The following is a 14,452-nucleotide window of genomic DNA, read 5'->3' on the forward strand; positions in this document are numbered from 1 at the left end:
TGGGCGGCAGCGCTCTTGATCACAGCGTGTGCCGTCAACGTCGAGGCTGTTCGCATCAGGCCTGTGAGGCGAGGCTGACCGCTTCGGCAAGCAGGGCATCCAGTTCGTCGTCCGTCAGGTCTTCCTCCGTCAGGATCTTCTGCACCGTGGCTGCCTGGATGCGACCGATCATTTCCTGGTTGATTGAGTAGTCGACCGACGGATCGATGATGGACATGATGAGCGTTTCTGCGGCTTCGGCGTTGATCTCCGGCCCACCGCCGGCGAGCCCCGCTCGGAGGTCGCCGACGAACGCGATGACCTCCGAACGCCCGGCGGTTTGGCCGAAGCGGCGATCGACGGCGAGGAAGAAGACCGCCGCGAGGAAGCGGGGAAGCCCGTCCCACCCATCGGCGTCAAGCCTTGCCTCAACCGCGTCGTTGGCGGCGTGATCGCCGCGCACCATGGTGCGGATGTACTCCGGCAACTCAGCCTTGATCATCATCGTCTCGCTTCCTCGATCGTCGAGCTTTGCCATGGTTCCATATGGCCTTCGCGGTCACCGCCAACGCGCCGGCCGCCATGACTACGGCGGTCACCGGGCTGTCGACCTGCGGCCGCTCGTGAGCCGGCGTGGATTGCGGGCTCGTCGTGCCGCTTGTGGCACCGCCCTGCTGTTGCTTGAAAAACTTGAAGACTTCTTTGGCGCTGGTCTCGGCGTTCTTCAGGTTGTCCTCGGTGGTGTCGGCTTTCTGGACCTGTTTCCGCCAGGCGATGTCGGCCCGTCGGCCACGCCCTTCGGCCTCAGTCACCAGACGTTCCCCGGAGGGCGATGCGGCGTCATCCGGGCCGGAGGATGTGGCGCCGGGGGCGATGGTGTTGATGTAGCTGGTGATGTGTCGGGCGGCCTCGGCCAGGAGGCGGGCGTAGCGGCCGGCTTTGTCGCGGGCCACCTCGGCGTCCGCAACTGCCGCGCTCAGCCCCTGGTCAGTGCTGCCCCGCCGGACCCCGACCAGGTGCGCCAGGGCCTGTTCGGCATCCGTCCGGGCCCGCAGCGCCGTGATGGCGGCGGTGTCGAGCTTTTCGCGTACGGCGAGAAGCTGCGCGACCAGCTCGGCGATGCTGCCACTCATCCGAGTCGGGTGAGGTAGGCGGTCGCGTGCGTGGAGGTGTTGTCGAAGCGGCGGCGAGTGGGCTCGACCTCTGCATCCGCAGCGGCGAGCGCCTTACGGACTGCCGTCACGTCGTCGTTCTGACTCCCGCGCAGGACGGCGTTCGCCATTCGGGTCGCCGTCTCCGCGTCAGAGGCTGCCTGGTCGAACACCTGCCGTCCCTGGCGGGCGGCTTCGATGGCGGCGCGCAGGGATGCCTTGACCTCGCCAACGCTCATCGCGGTGCTTGGCGCTCAGCCGAGGACGCTGATGTAGCGGCGTGCCGCCTCCGAGCTGCCCTGCACCAAGGCCATGGCCTCGGCCAGGCGCTGCTTGCTTTGTTCGCCACGGGCGATGGCTTCGGCGATCGTCGGGTGCCCGGTGCCGGCCGAGATGGCGCGTAGCCGGGTCAGCATCTGTTCGGTGTTCTCGGCTGCGGCCCGGATCTGATTGATCGTGTGGTTGCCCTGCTCGGCGGCCTGCATCAGTGCAGCCTTAACTTCCTCGATGCTGGCCATGCCACCCTCCGTCTGCCGATCGCGCGACGAGTTCACGTTTGCGTGGTCGGACGGACACTATCGGAGATAAGTGCTGCCTGCAGTCCCGCGAGGGCGGGCGTCCCGAGTAACCCGAGACACCCACCAAGCGTCAGCAGGAGGTGCGGGTGGCGCTCACGAAGCTTGCCCAAGCGTTGAGGGTGAAGGTGAGGGCCGGGCCGTCCGGGTCCTTGCTGTCGCGGACGGCGACGATGCCAGGCAGATTGTCGGCGACCTCGACGCACTCGCCGCCGTTGCCGCCACTGCGTGTGCTTTTGCGCCACCGGGCGCTGGTCAGATCAGTCATGGTGGACCTCCCCGATGATCTTGTCGATCAGTTGCTTTGATTGTTCCTCATCGAGGGCAAGCGAGAGCAGCCCCGACCAGACCCTTTCGTAGGCGGCCACCTCGGCGGGTCTGTCGAGGTACAGCGAGCCGGTCCACGACTCGCTGTAGACCACGGCCGGTTCGGGGGTGCTCCTGTTGCCGGGTGGAAAGCCGAGCAGGACGAACTCACCCCCGACAGCGCCATGGTGGGGGCCAGCAGCGAGGGGCAGGATCCGAAGCGACACGTTCGGCAGGCTGGCCATCGTCAGCAAATGCGCCAGTTGCCCTGCCATTGTTGCCGAGTCGCCCACGGGCCGAAGGAGCACCGACTCGCAGAGCACCACCTGCACCTGCGGTGCTCGGGGCAGACGACGGGTCAGCAGGGACTGCCGCTGTAGGCGAAGTTCGACCGCACGCTCCCGGTCGTCCTCGCTCATATCGGGCTGATCGATGCGGTAAATGCCTCGGGCGTAGTCGCGACTCTGCAGAATGCCCGGCACGAGAGTGTTCTTGTAGAACCGGAGTCTCGACGCGGCGGATTCGAGGCCGACGTACAGCTCGAACCATTCGGGGACGGCATCGCCGTACGCGTGCCACCAGCCCTTGGCCCTGGTCTCGCCGGCCAGGGAGGTCAGCGCCCGAGTCAATTCGCCCGTCGCCCCGTACAGCTCGCACATCGCTCGGACGTCGACGCCGCGCACCGAGCCCAGCCCGCTCTCGATCCGCCACACCTTCTGCCGACTGCACTCCAGCGCCTCGGCGACCGCATCCAGGGTTGCCCCCGCCTCGGTGCGCAGGTCGCGTAGCGCCCTGCCGAGCTGCCGTCGGGGCACCGTCGAGCCCATGTCGTCGGTCACGCGGCTCTCCTTCCTGTTGAATTTTGCAACATCCCGACGGCCGTTCTGCAACAGGGGAATGTTGCCCACAAATAACGGAACAGTGTGAGTCGACATTCATTGAGATAGTGCCTCTGACCTTACAAGATGGGTCCGACAAAGGCGATGACCGCGCAATTCCCGTCGGTCGCCGATTGTTCAACTAATCCGTCAGTGAGGAGAAGGCATGTGCGCGTTTCTTAGAGCCGACCTGACGGCCGTCCAATGAGCCTCCGTTGGGTGGCGCACCTGCCGTTCACCGCCGCCGATCTGCCGGCCGCCCAGCACTTCGCCGGCACGCTGGCCCGATCCCTGAGTTTCCTGTCCGAAGTGGATCAAGGGGAGACCACCGTGTCCGCCGAGGACGCTCAGGGCGTACGTCATCGGGTCTTCTGCGACCTGCCGCTCGACGGTGGTCGGCGGTGTGTGCGCCGCGTGGAGCACGACGGTGACTGCACGGCCCGGCGGTGTCGGTGACCGCCGCACCCGTCGTCACCTGCCCCGACTGTGACGGGATGACCTTCACGCTGGACCCGTGCCGGTGCACCACCTACGGCGACCGGTTCCTCGCCGACGCCGATGTCCCCGCCCCGCCTCGGGAGGCGTACCGGGGTTGCGAGCAGTGTCGGGGCGCGGGCAGCGTCGCGTACCCCTGTTATCGCTGCGACCGGCGCGGCCGGCGGCGGGCGCAGCTCGTGGTCACCGTCGCCAACCTGGACACCGGCGCGGTCGCGTCCCACCAGGTCGTGCCCGGCGGCCTCGACCCCCACCGCGACCCGGCGGGCCGCTGGGTGGTCGACCTTGCTTCCCGGGTACGCGAACTCGCCGCCACCGTCGGCGCCGTCGTGGCCGACGCCGACGTGCCGTCGCTGTGGCTGGACCGGCAGTGGCGACCCGACCTGCCCGCGGAGCTTCGGCACGAACTGGAGGCCCACGCCATTCTGCGGGCTGATCACGCCCCCTGGCGGCTGGTGCTGGGCCGTTCCACCGCCGCGCCCACCGTCGATCCGGCCGCACGGCTGGCCCGGCTGTGCGCGCTGGCGGACCTGTTGCTGCTGGACCTGGTCGTCGAGGCCCGCCGGCAGGGCGTCGGGTTCGGTTGGGCCGTCCGGTACGAGGTGCCCGGCTCCCCGGTGCCGTCCGGGTCGCCCAGCCGGTGGCGGGACCTGCCGGAAGTGCTGACCCACACCGACGTTGGCGACGCGCTCACCGGTCTCGCCGAGCGCGGCCTGGCCGTCCCCGCCCGGCTGTTGCGCCCCGACTCGCCCCGCCCACCCGTCGCCCCGGCCGTGGACGTCGATCAGCTCGAACGACGCGTCCTCGCCGACTGCGTCGACCCGGGTGGTGGCGACGAGCTTCCCGGCGCGCAGGCAATCTGGCGGGACGGCCGCTGGTGGCACACCACCCTCCGCTCCGGCGATCCGGAGGAGACCCTCGCGGAGCAGTCCACCGGTCAGGTGGTCCGTCGGGTTCGGGTGCCGTCGAGCCGCGGCTACGAACCGCCCGGTCCGTCCTGGCTGGGCGGACCCGTCGACTGGCGGCCCTGCCCGGACTGCCGGCCCGGCAGCCGGCTGCGCGCCTGTGACTGCCGGCTCGGCGGCCGCCAGGCCGACAGCGACTGCCGGCACTGCTGTGGGGCCGGCCTGCGTCCGTCGGCGCTGCGTTGCTTCACCTGCGGCGACACCCACCGCCTGCACCAGACCGTGCTGGTCACCGTCACCGACCTGCGGCACCGCGTGGTGCACCTGACCTGGCAGACCGGCGCGCCAGAGGTGGCCCCGCTGGTCGCCACCCAGCCCAACGGTCGGCCCGTCGTCCAGCTCCCCGATCGGTACCGGCTCGGCTTCTGGGCTGCCGTCCTCGGCGCGCGACCCGAAGACCTCCGCGACGCCGACGGCGGCCATGACCTCGACCGGAACCTGCGCGACGGGTACGTCACCCTGCCCTGGGCCGGAGCCGACCCGGTGGGGGAGTACACGCGCAGCGCCGGACGGGGTATCGCAGCGGGTCGCCTGATCGTGGTGGCGGCACCCCCCGACGCGCCGTCGCTGCCCGAGTTGCTGCGGCTCGCCCTCGGCCTCGACCTGGCCCTCGTGGTGGCCGTCTGCGACCTGCGGCACAACACCGGCGATCCGTTGCTGGCCGACGGTCTGCGCTGGTCGGTCGAGGTGAAGCCGCGTGACGCACCCGTCCTCCCCGACGACCTGCCCTACCGGCCGAGTCTTGCTGCCGCTCTCGCCTCGTGCCAGGAATGCCTGACCGACGCCGTCGCCAGCGCGGCCCCGGCCGACCCGGCCGTCTCCATCCCGGTGCCTTGGTCGGAGCCGCGCGCTGTCGCCGACCCGGTGCCGGATCTGCTGCGGCTCGCTGCGCGGCACGCCGGGCAGGCGGTCACCGTGCGCTTCACCCGCGCCGGCTGTGCGGTGCATCGCCACGACGACGACGGCGTACGCCTCCTCGCTCGAACCCACGACCTACGCGGTCTGCCGTAGGGCAGATCCTCGGCCGTCGCCGTCCAGATGGTCCGCTGTCAGAAAACGACGGACCGTAAGGTGGCCTGTCCGCTCCACCAACCTTTGCCGGAGTATCGACACTAGTCGTCCTGATGTCTTCCTTACCCGTAGTCACCTAGCCTTCCGGTGTTCCTCACCTGACCGTGATCGATCCTGGAGGTTGCAACGTGCGGATCAACGGACGGCTGCTCGCGCCGATCTCGTTGGCGATGGTGCTGGCGACCGCCGCCTGTGGTCTGGGGTCGACGCCGGCTTCCGGTGGCGCCGATATCCCGCGCTCAGATGCGAGTGAGCCGCACCGCAGCGATACGCCGACCTCCAGCCCGAGTCCGGAGATCCCGACCGACGCGGAGATTCCTACCAGGGCCGCCGGCACCTTCACCACCGCCACCGGCAACGGTCGCGTGATCGGTACGGGTAAGAAGCGGGTGCGCTACAGCGTCTCGGTGGAGAAGGGGATCGCCTGGGGTGACATCCGGGCCTGGAGGCCGGACCGGTTCGCCGAGAGCATCGAGCAGGTGTTGGCGGCGCCGAACGGGTGGGCCGATTCGGCGCAGCACCCGGTCACCAACGACGCGGTGAATCTGACCCGGGCGTCGTGGTCCTTCCAGCGGGTCGGCGGTGGACGTGTCGACGTCGATGTCCGGCTCGCGACGCCGAGGACTGTGGACCGGCTGTGCGGTGCGAGCGGCGTCGACACCGAGGGGGTCTACTCCTGCAAGTACGGCAAGACCATCATGATCAATCTACGGCGGTGGCTCCAGGGCTCACCGGGATACCCGGTCAGCATCGAGGATTATCACGCCGGGGTCATCAACCACGAGTTCGGCCACTTCCTCGGCTTCGCGCACATGAAGTGCGGCGGGCCGGGCAAGCCGGGGCCGGTCATGATGACCCAGACGATCGACCTGGGCGGGTGCCTGCCCAACGTCAGTCCGTTCAGTGCGAACGGCACGTTCATCAGCGGCCCCTGGGCACCGTCCTGATCGGGCGACCCCCAAGGCGACCACAGAGACGGCGCTGCCCGGCCGGTGAGTCTCCTCGCCGACCGGGCAGCAATCCGGTGCTGGTCAGGTGCCGGTGGTGGTCATGCCCTTCAGCATCTCGGCCAGGTCGGCGGTCTCCGCTGCCGGCGGCACCTCGATGGTCACCGCCTTGCCGTAGTCGGTGTAGTCGATGACCATGTCGCCCATCTTGCCCATGCCCAGGCCCGCCCGACGCGGCCGGTACTGCTCGTCGACCCACAGGTCGACCTTGATGTCCTTGACGCCCTGCTGGGCAAACATCTCTTCGGTGCTCTCCCGCCGCTTGGAGTCGATCTGCGCGAGGTACGTCGCCACCGGCGTGGTGACGGTGTAGTGGACGGTCGGCGCCCCGTTCACCGTCTCCTGCCCCACCACCGTCGTGCCCTCGATGGCGAGCAGCGTCTTGACCTGCTTGATCGGGTCCATCTCTTCGAACTGCTTGCTGAAGTCCGCGCCCGCCTTGCTGCCGGCCACCGCGGTCAGATCCATCTTCACCCAGCGCTTGCCGCCCGTGCTCGCGCGGTCCTCCGCGGGAATCTCGACGAAGAACACCGTGCCGATCATCCGGACGGCGACCGTGGTGCCCTCCGGGTCGGTCACCGTCATCTCGGCCTTGGGAGCGCCACCCAGGTCCAGGACACCCTGCATCGAGATCTGCTGACCGCTCATGGTGCCCGTCATCTTCACGGTCACCGAGTCGGTCTTGGTCGTGGTGTCGACCGTCTTCTGCAGCGACCCCTTGAGATCACTGGCAAGCAACTCCAGGACGCCGGGCTGCTTGTCCGGCGTCTCGGTCGACCCACCCTGCGGGCCACAGGCGACGCCAGTCAGCGCCGTGAGCGCCGCGACCGCCACCCCGGCAGTCTTCTTCCACAATGCCACGTGCACGCTGTTTCCCCCCGTAGGAATCTGGGTCCTCCCAGATAGATCGACGCCACGCTAACCCATGCGGTCGATCCGGAGGTACCGCCTTTCGCCGGCCCGTCGGCTCCACCCGGGCACTCATCGGGGTGCTGATCGACACGAGATTGCTGATATCGGGGTGTCCGCCTACAGGGGACACCCCGATATCGCTGAGCTCGTGTCGATCAGGCGGACGCGGCCGCGCGGCGTCCCTACTCCGGGACGCGGCGGTAGGCACCGTCGCTGGCCGAGGTGGCCATCGAGGCGTACGCGCGCAGGGCCGCCGACACCGGCCGCTGCCGATCGGTCGGGGTGTACGGCTTGTCGCGCTTCTCCTCGGCCACCCGTCGCGCCTCCAGCTCGTCGGCTGGCACGTTCAGCTCGATGGACCGGGCCGGGATGTCGATGACGATCTCGTCGCCCTCGCGGACCAGGGCGATCAGCCCGCCGGAGGCCGCCTCGGGGGAGGTGTGGCCGATGGAGAGCCCGGAGGTGCCGCCGGAGAAGCGGCCGTCGGTGAGCAGCGCGCAGGACCGGCCCAGCCCGCGGCCCTTCAGGAACGAGGTGGGGTAGAGCATCTCCTGCATGCCCGGCCCGCCCCGGGGGCCTTCGTACCGGATCACCACGACGTCGCCCGCAACGATCTCCTTCGCGAGGATCGCGGTCACCGCGTCGTCCTGCGACTCGTAGACCTTCGCCGGGCCACGGAAGGTCAGGCAGTCGTCCGGCACGCCGGCGGTCTTCACCACGCAGCCCTCCGGTGCCAGGTTGCCGTGCAGGATGGCCAGGCCGCCGTCGGCGGAGTAGGCGTGCTCGCGGTCCCGGATGCAGCCACCGGCCGCGTCGGTGTCCAGCGACGACCACCTGTTGGTGGTGGAGAACGGCTCGACGGTACGCACACCACCGGGCGCCGCGTGGAACAGCTCGACCGCCGTCGGGGTCGGGGAGCCGCCGCGCACGTCCCAGTCGGTCAGCCACTGGGCCAACGAGGGGGAGTGCACGGCGTGCACGTCCCGGTTGAGCTGCCCGGCCCGGTCCAGCTCGCCGAGGAGCGCGGGGATGCCACCGGCCCGGTGCACGTCCTCCATGTGGTAATTCGGCGAGTTGGGCGCGACCTTCGCCAGGCAGGGCACCCGCCGGGAGATGGCGTCGATGTCGGTGACGCCGAAGTCGAGCTCGGCTTCGCGGGCCGCGGCGAGCAGGTGCAGCACCGTGTTGGTGGAGCCGCCCATCGCCACGTCCAGGGCGACCGCGTTCTCGAAGGCGGCCTTGGAGGCGACCGTGCGGGGCAGCACCGAGTCGTCGTCGCCGTCGTACCACCGCTTGGAGATCTCCACGACGGTGCGGCCGGCCTCGACGAAGAGGGACCGGCGCGCGGCGTGGGTGGCCAGCGTCGAGCCGTTGCCGGGCAGCGCCAACCCGATCGCCTCGGTGAGGCAGTTCATCGAGTTGGCGGTGAACATGCCGGAGCACGAGCCGCAGGTCGGGCAGGCGGAGCGTTCGATCTCGCCGAGCTGCTCGTCGGTGACCGAATCGTTCGAGGAGGCGATCATCGCGTCGATCAGGTCGATCTTGCTGTGCACGACGCCCTCGATCGCCATCGTCTTGCCGGCCTCCATCGGGCCACCGGAGACGAAGACGGTCGGGATGTTGAGCCGCAGCGCGGCCAGCAGCATCCCGGGGGTGATCTTGTCGCAGTTGGAGATGCAGACCAGGGCGTCCGCGCAGTGCGCGTTGACCATGTACTCCACCGCGTCGGCGATCAACTCACGGCTGGGCAGCGAGTAGAGCATGCCGCCGTGACCCATCGCGATGCCGTCGTCGACCGCGATGGTGTTGAACTCCCGGCCCACCCCGCCGGCCTCGGCGATCGCGTCGGCGACCAGGCCACCCATGTCCTTGAGATGGACGTGACCAGGCACGAACTGGGTGAAACTGTTGGCGATGGCGACGATCGGCTTGCCGAAATCGTCGTCGGTCATCCCGGTGGCCCGCCAGAGGGCCCGGGCGCCGGCCATCGTCCGACCGTGTGTGGAGGTCCTCGACCGCAGCTCAGGCATACGTACCAGCATGCCACCGTCGCCGCGCTTACCCTCCCGCGTATGCGCCGTGTCCCAACAGTTGCACACCCAGCCCCCCACGGCGTGCGTCGATCCGGCACTCTTTAAGGCGTGCAACTCCCCCCGGGCATGGTCGCTGTCGCGGGGCTCAGCGGGCTCGTCGCCGCTGCGGCCGCCGTGTTGCTGACCCTGGTCGCCCGGCGGCGCACCGGGCCGCGTCGACCGGCACACGTGCTGCTCGCGGTGGCCGCCGGGGTCGCCCTGCTCAGCCTGCTGGCCGGGGTGGTCGCCGCGCTCAACGCCAACCCCCACTGGACCCACGAGCAGGGGCAGCGCACGGGCTGGGCGACCGTGGTGGCGATCGGCACGGCGGTGAGTGGGCTGGCCTTCGCCGCCGGGCTGCTCCGGCTGCCGGGGGTGGCGGCCACCGCGGCGGGCACGGCCCGGCTCGCCCTGGACGGGCTGGTGATGGCGGCGGCGCTGTGGTTCGTCGGCTGGGTGCTGTTCTCCGAGCCCACCCGGTTGCTCGGCGCCGCCACCCCGACTGCCTGCCCGGCGATCCTGGTGGTCACGGTGAGTGCCGCGCTCGGTGCCGGGCTCGCCGTGATCGTCATCTTCCGGGCTGCCGCCCCACGTCGACGGCTCGCCGCACTGGGCGTCGGCGTCAGTGCGGTCAGCTGCGGCGGGATGGGTCTCAGTGCCGGGCTCTGCCAGACCGGGCCGACCATGGCGTTCACCGGCGCGGCAGTGCTCGCCGCCGGACTGCTGACCGTCGCGCTCGCCGTGCACCGGGCCGACCGGCCGGGGCAGGTCGAGGTGGATCTGATCGGTCGCGACGGCGAGTACGCGATCGCCCCGATGGTCGCGATGGCCGCCTCGGCGATGTATCACCTCGCCCAGAACGGCCGCTTCACCGCGGCGGGCATCGTGGCCGGCAGCGTGGAGGGCTTCGCCCTGGTGGCGCGGCAGTACCTCACCCTGCGCGACGTCCGGGGGTACGCGAGCCGCCTGGCCGAGCGGGAGGCCCACTTCCGCGAGCTGGCGCACACCGACCCGCTGACGTCGTTGGCCAATCGGCGCGGACTGCTGCGCGCACTTCACGACAGCGCCGCGGCGGGCACTCCGTGCGTGCTGCTCGGTCTCGACCTGGACGGCTTCAAGAACGTCAACGACATGCGCGGCCACGACGTGGGTGACGCCGTGCTGGCCGAGGTCGGGCGGCGGCTGCGGAGCAACCTGCGCCCCGGCGACGTGGCCGCCCGGTTGGGTGGCGACGAGTTCGCCGTCCTCATGCAGGGCCGCCCGGCCGAGGCGGACCGTGTCGCCGAGCGGTTGCTCGGGGTGGTCAACCGGCCGTACGACGAGCCGGAGGGGCCAGTCTTCCTCTCGGTGAGCATCGGGGTGGCCGGTTGGGTCGGCGAGCCGGACGTGGACCTGCTGCTGCGCCACGCCGACCTGGCGTTGCGCTACGCCAAGCAGCGCGGCAAGAACCGGATCGAACGCTACGACGCCACGTACGACAAGCTGCTGCGCCGGCGGACGACGGTGGAGCACGAGCTGCGCGGCGCCATCGATCGCGACGAGCTGCGGTTGGCCTTCCAGCCGGTGGCGTCGCTGCCGTCGGTGCGGCCGGTGGGCGCCGAGGCGCTGTTGCGGTGGCACCACCCCGAGCTGGGCAACGTCGGCCCGGACGAGTTCATCCCGCTCGCCGAGGAGTGCGGCATGATCGCCCCGCTGGGTGCGTGGGTGCTGCACCAGGCCTGCTACCAACTGTCCCGTTGGCTGGCGGACGGCCACGACGTCTGGGTGTCGGTGAACGTCTCTCCGCGCGAGCTGCACGCCCCGGAGTACGTGGTCCAGGTCGCCGAGGCGCTGCGGGCCCACCACGTGCCGCCGCAGCGGTTGGTGCTGGAGGTCACCGAGCACGCGGTCGCCACCGACCTGGACGAGCTGATCCGGCGGCTGACCGCCCTGCGGTTGACAGGTGTCCGGATCGCGCTCGACGACTTCGGGGCCGGCTACTCGTCGCTGGGGCAGCTGCGCCGGCTGCCGATCGACATTCTGAAGATCGACCACAGTCTGGTGGCCGAGCACGAGCCGGTCCGGCCGGTCGGTCGGGACGGTCCGGCGTTCGCCCCGATGGTCGACATCGTCATGCGACTGGGCCACCAGTTGGGCCTGGAGGTGATCGCCGAGGGGGTGACCACGCCTACCGAGCTGGCCGCGGTGGTGGCCGCCGGCTGCCGCTTCGGCCAGGGCGCGCTCTTCGGCTGGGGGGTGCCGGCCGAGCACCTGGAGGCGATGCTGGAGGCGGCCACCTCACCGGGTGCACGGCCCACGCCGGTGCCCCCGCCACGCCGGGTTCCGGGCGGTTACGCGCAGGTCAACCCGGCTGCCGATGGCGAGTCGCCGGGCGACTCGCCGACGTCCGTTGACCAACATGTGGGAGCAGTTGACTCATCGCGTGAGATGCGTCAGGCTTAGCCGCATGTCGTCGTACCGGTCGCTGCGAGTACTTACCTGAGCGCACTCTCCCCATTGAGAGTGCGCTGGCCCCGTGCATCTGCACGAGGGCCGTTTTTATTGCCATCGGAACCTGGCGAGGCGGGCTCCGCCCGCGTCGCATCGCTTGACTAGCCACCAGCCACTCCAGCCGAAGGCCAGAACCGTCATGACGAGACCCACGCCCGAGACCCTCGCCCACTCCGCCCGCCGGGCCCGTGCGGCCGTCGACCCGACCGTCGACGTCGACCCGGCCGCCGCGCGTTCCGCGGCCACCCCGGCCACCCCGGCCGTTCCGGCGGTACGGCCCTCCGCGCCGACCCAGGTCACCGGGGCCGGTTCGCTCGTGCGGTCCCTCGAGGCGCTCGAGGTCGACGTCGTCTTCGGCATCCCGGGCGGCGCGATCCTGCCGGCGTACGACCCGCTCTACGACTCCAGCGTCCGGCACATCCTGGTGCGCCACGAGCAGGGCGCGGGGCACGCGGCGACCGGGTACGCGCAGGCCACCGGCAAGGTCGGCGTGTGCATCGCCACCTCCGGCCCGGGTGCGACGAACCTGGTCACCCCGATCGCCGACGCGTACATGGATTCGGTGGCGATGGTGGCGATCACCGGGCAGGTGGCCCGCCCGTCGATCGGCACCGACGCCTTCCAGGAGGCGGACATCCAGGGCATCACCCTGCCGATCACCAAGCACAACTTCCTCGTGCAGAACGCCGAGGAGATCCCCCAGGTGCTGGCCGAGGCGTTCCACCTGGCCAGCAGCGGCCGGCCCGGCCCGGTGCTCGTCGACATCCCCAAGGACGTTCTCCAGGCGCAGACCACCTTCGCCTGGCCGCCCACCCTGGACCTGCCCGGCTACCGGCCGACCCTGCACCCGCACGGCAAGCAGATCCGGGAGGCGGCGCGGCTGATGGCCGCGGCCCGCCGGCCGGTGCTCTACGTCGGTGGTGGTGTCCTCAAGGCCGGCGCCACGGACGGGCTGCGCCGACTGGCCGAGCTGACCGGCATCCCGGTGGTCACCACGCTGATGGCGCTCGGCGCGTTCCCCGACTCGCATCAGCAACACCTGGGCATGCCCGGCATGCACGGCACCGTCGCCGCGGTCTACGGCCTGCAGAAGGCGGATCTGATCGTCGCGCTCGGCGCGCGGTTCGACGACCGGGTCACCGGCAAGCTCGACTCGTTCGCCCCGGACGCGACAGTGGTGCACGCGGACATCGACCCGGCGGAGATCGGCAAGAACCGGCACGTGGACGTGCCGATCGTCGGAGACGCCAAGCACGTCATCGACGAGCTGATCGCCGCGGTGACCGTCGAGCGGTCGGCGGGTCGCAGCACCGACCTGGGCGACTGGTGGACTCAGCTGGACGACCTGCGCAACCGTTACCCGCTGGGCTACGACGAGCCGTCCGACGGCACGCTCTCCCCGCAGTACGTGATCAAGCGCCTGGGCGAGATCGTCGGCCCGGACGCGATCTTCGTGGCCGGGGTGGGCCAGCACCAGATGTGGGCGTCCCAGTTCATCTCCTACGAGAAGCCGTACACCTGGTTGAATTCCGGCGGCCTCGGCACGATGGGCTACGCGGTGCCGGCGGCGATGGGCGCGAAGGTCGGCAAGCCGGACACGGTGGTCTGGGCGGTGGACGGTGACGGCTGCTTCCAGATGACCAACCAGGAGTTGGCCACCTGCGCGTTGGAGGGCATCCCGGTCAAGATCGCCGTGATCAACAACGGCAATCTCGGCATGGTCCGGCAGTGGCAGACGCTGTTCTACAACGAGCGCTACTCCAACACCGACCTCGGCACCCACAAGCACCGCATTCCGGATTTCGTCAAGCTCGCCGAGGCGCTGGGCTGCATCGGGTTGCGCTGCGAGACCGCCGACGACGTGGACAAGACCATCGCCGCGGCCATGGAGATCAACGACGCTCCGGTCGTGATCGACTTCGTGGTCGGCAAGGACGCGATGGTCTGGCCGATGGTCGCCGCCGGCACCAGCAACGACGAGATCATGTTCGCCCGCGGCGTCCGCCCGGTCTTCGACGAGGATGATATCTAATGACCATGCACACCCTGTCCGTGCTCGTGGAGAACAAGCCCGGTGTGCTCGCCCGGGTCTCCGGCCTGTTCTCCCGGCGCGGGTTCAACATCGACAGTCTCGCCGTCGGCGAGACCGAGAACCCGGACGTCTCCCGGATCACCATCGTGGTCAACGCCGAGTCGTCTCCGTTGGAGCAGGTCACCAAGCAGCTCAACAAGCTGGTCAACGTGCTCAAGATCGTTGAGCTGGATCCGCAGGTCTCGGTCGCCCGGGAGTTGCTGCTGGTGAAGGTCCGCGCCGACCGGTCCGCCCGGTCCCAGGTGTTGGAGACCGTCAACCTGTTCCGCGCCCGGGTGGTCGACGTCGCCCCGGACACCCTGACCATCGAGGCCACCGGCACCCCGGACAAGCTCGACGCGCTACTCCGTGATCTTGAATCCTTCGGGATCAAGGAGATGGTCCAGTCCGGGCTGGTGGCGATCGGGCGCGGCTCGCGTTCGATCACCGCCGGGCCCGCGCTCCGGGCCGCCTGACCGC

Annotated in this window: 14 protein-coding genes; 6 read left to right on the forward strand and 8 right to left on the reverse strand. The window is 70.0% G+C overall.

The window, feature by feature from the left end; translation table 11 throughout:
• Positions 1-55 precede the first annotated feature (55 nt).
• From AB0O48_RS27970 to AB0O48_RS27995, 6 genes are all read right to left on the reverse strand, one after another.
• Positions 56-484, reverse strand: coding sequence for a hypothetical protein (locus tag AB0O48_RS27970; RefSeq protein ID WP_365069196.1), 429 nt, complete (start codon positions 482-484; stop codon positions 56-58).
• Positions 468-1,112: a hypothetical protein gene (locus AB0O48_RS27975; protein WP_365069197.1), complete on the reverse strand. Its 645-nt coding sequence runs from the start codon at positions 1,110-1,112 to the stop codon at positions 468-470. The genes AB0O48_RS27970 and AB0O48_RS27975 overlap by 17 nt, the downstream gene beginning before the upstream one ends.
• Positions 1,109-1,369: a hypothetical protein gene (locus tag AB0O48_RS27980; protein WP_365069198.1), complete on the reverse strand. Its 261-nt coding sequence runs from the start codon at positions 1,367-1,369 to the stop codon at positions 1,109-1,111. The genes AB0O48_RS27975 and AB0O48_RS27980 overlap by 4 nt, the downstream gene beginning before the upstream one ends.
• 15 nt (positions 1,370-1,384) lie before the next feature.
• A complete protein-coding gene (locus AB0O48_RS27985) occupies positions 1,385-1,648 on the reverse strand; it encodes a hypothetical protein (RefSeq protein WP_365069199.1) in 264 nt (87 codons plus the stop codon).
• 130 nt (positions 1,649-1,778) lie between these two features.
• The gene (locus AB0O48_RS27990; protein WP_365069200.1) at positions 1,779-1,973 is read right to left on the reverse strand and encodes a DUF397 domain-containing protein; all 195 of its coding nucleotides are present in this window, start codon (positions 1,971-1,973) and stop codon (positions 1,779-1,781) included.
• Positions 1,966-2,850: a helix-turn-helix transcriptional regulator gene (locus tag AB0O48_RS27995; RefSeq protein WP_365069201.1), complete on the reverse strand. Its 885-nt coding sequence runs from the start codon at positions 2,848-2,850 to the stop codon at positions 1,966-1,968. The genes AB0O48_RS27990 and AB0O48_RS27995 overlap by 8 nt, the downstream gene beginning before the upstream one ends.
• Positions 2,851-3,093: 243 nt before the next feature.
• Between AB0O48_RS27995 and AB0O48_RS28000 the strand changes: the two genes are divergently transcribed.
• From AB0O48_RS28000 to AB0O48_RS28010, 3 genes are all read left to right on the forward strand, one after another.
• A complete protein-coding gene (locus AB0O48_RS28000; RefSeq protein ID WP_365069202.1) occupies positions 3,094-3,345 on the forward strand; it encodes a hypothetical protein in 252 nt (83 codons plus the stop codon).
• A gap of 38 nt (positions 3,346-3,383) precedes the next feature.
• Positions 3,384-5,360 carry a hypothetical protein gene (locus AB0O48_RS28005; protein WP_365069203.1) on the forward strand — a complete coding sequence of 659 codons (1,977 nt, stop codon included), beginning with the start codon at positions 3,384-3,386 and terminating at the stop codon, positions 5,358-5,360.
• Between the two features lie 188 nt (positions 5,361-5,548).
• The gene (locus tag AB0O48_RS28010) at positions 5,549-6,367 is read left to right on the forward strand and encodes a DUF3152 domain-containing protein (RefSeq protein ID WP_365069204.1); all 819 of its coding nucleotides are present in this window, start codon (positions 5,549-5,551) and stop codon (positions 6,365-6,367) included.
• 84 nt (positions 6,368-6,451) lie between these two features.
• Here AB0O48_RS28010 and AB0O48_RS28015 read toward each other — a convergent pair whose 3' ends face one another.
• Both AB0O48_RS28015 and ilvD read right to left on the reverse strand, forming a co-directional pair.
• Complete coding sequence (locus AB0O48_RS28015) at positions 6,452-7,294, reverse strand: hypothetical protein (RefSeq protein ID WP_365069205.1); 843 nt, start codon at positions 7,292-7,294, stop codon at positions 6,452-6,454.
• Between the two features lie 227 nt (positions 7,295-7,521).
• Positions 7,522-9,369 (reverse strand): dihydroxy-acid dehydratase, encoded by a 1,848-nt coding sequence (gene ilvD / locus AB0O48_RS28020; protein ID WP_365069206.1) that lies wholly within the window; start codon positions 9,367-9,369, stop codon positions 7,522-7,524.
• Between the two features lie 111 nt (positions 9,370-9,480).
• Between ilvD and AB0O48_RS28025 the strand changes: the two genes are divergently transcribed.
• From AB0O48_RS28025 to ilvN, 3 genes are all read left to right on the forward strand, one after another.
• Positions 9,481-11,853 carry a bifunctional diguanylate cyclase/phosphodiesterase gene (locus AB0O48_RS28025; RefSeq protein WP_357250638.1) on the forward strand — a complete coding sequence of 791 codons (2,373 nt, stop codon included), beginning with the start codon at positions 9,481-9,483 and terminating at the stop codon, positions 11,851-11,853.
• A gap of 187 nt (positions 11,854-12,040) precedes the next feature.
• Positions 12,041-13,933 (forward strand): acetolactate synthase large subunit, encoded by a 1,893-nt coding sequence (locus AB0O48_RS28030; protein WP_357572155.1) that lies wholly within the window; start codon positions 12,041-12,043, stop codon positions 13,931-13,933.
• The gene (gene ilvN / locus AB0O48_RS28035) at positions 13,933-14,448 is read left to right on the forward strand and encodes an acetolactate synthase small subunit (RefSeq protein ID WP_124815780.1); all 516 of its coding nucleotides are present in this window, start codon (positions 13,933-13,935) and stop codon (positions 14,446-14,448) included. Before AB0O48_RS28030 ends, ilvN begins: the two co-directional genes overlap by 1 nt.
• Positions 14,449-14,452: the final 4 nt, after the last annotated feature.

It is taken from the genome of Micromonospora sp. NPDC085948, assembly GCF_040686315.1.
GTDB lineage: Bacteria > Actinomycetota > Actinomycetes > Mycobacteriales > Micromonosporaceae > Micromonospora.

What these genes read in the sequence shown, in the direction of transcription:
- AB0O48_RS27970 (WP_365069196.1), bottom strand. Translation starts at nt 484, where the DNA reads ATGATGATCAAGGCTGAGTTGCCGGAGTACATCCGCACCATGGTGCGC.
- AB0O48_RS27975 (WP_365069197.1), bottom strand. Translation starts at nt 1,112, where the DNA reads ATGAGTGGCAGCATCGCCGAGCTGGTCGCGCAGCTTCTCGCCGTACGC.
- AB0O48_RS27980 (WP_365069198.1), bottom strand. Translation starts at nt 1,369, where the DNA reads ATGAGCGTTGGCGAGGTCAAGGCATCCCTGCGCGCCGCCATCGAAGCC.
- AB0O48_RS27985 (WP_365069199.1), bottom strand. Translation starts at nt 1,648, where the DNA reads ATGGCCAGCATCGAGGAAGTTAAGGCTGCACTGATGCAGGCCGCCGAG.
- AB0O48_RS27990 (WP_365069200.1), bottom strand. Translation starts at nt 1,973, where the DNA reads ATGACTGATCTGACCAGCGCCCGGTGGCGCAAAAGCACACGCAGTGGC.
- AB0O48_RS28000 (WP_365069202.1), top strand. Translation starts at nt 3,094, where the DNA reads ATGAGCCTCCGTTGGGTGGCGCACCTGCCGTTCACCGCCGCCGATCTG.
- AB0O48_RS28005 (WP_365069203.1), top strand. Translation starts at nt 3,384, where the DNA reads ATGACCTTCACGCTGGACCCGTGCCGGTGCACCACCTACGGCGACCGG.
- ilvD (WP_365069206.1), bottom strand. Translation starts at nt 9,369, where the DNA reads ATGCCTGAGCTGCGGTCGAGGACCTCCACACACGGTCGGACGATGGCC.
- AB0O48_RS28030 (WP_357572155.1), top strand. Translation starts at nt 12,041, where the DNA reads ATGACGAGACCCACGCCCGAGACCCTCGCCCACTCCGCCCGCCGGGCC.
- ilvN (WP_124815780.1), top strand. Translation starts at nt 13,933, where the DNA reads ATGACCATGCACACCCTGTCCGTGCTCGTGGAGAACAAGCCCGGTGTG.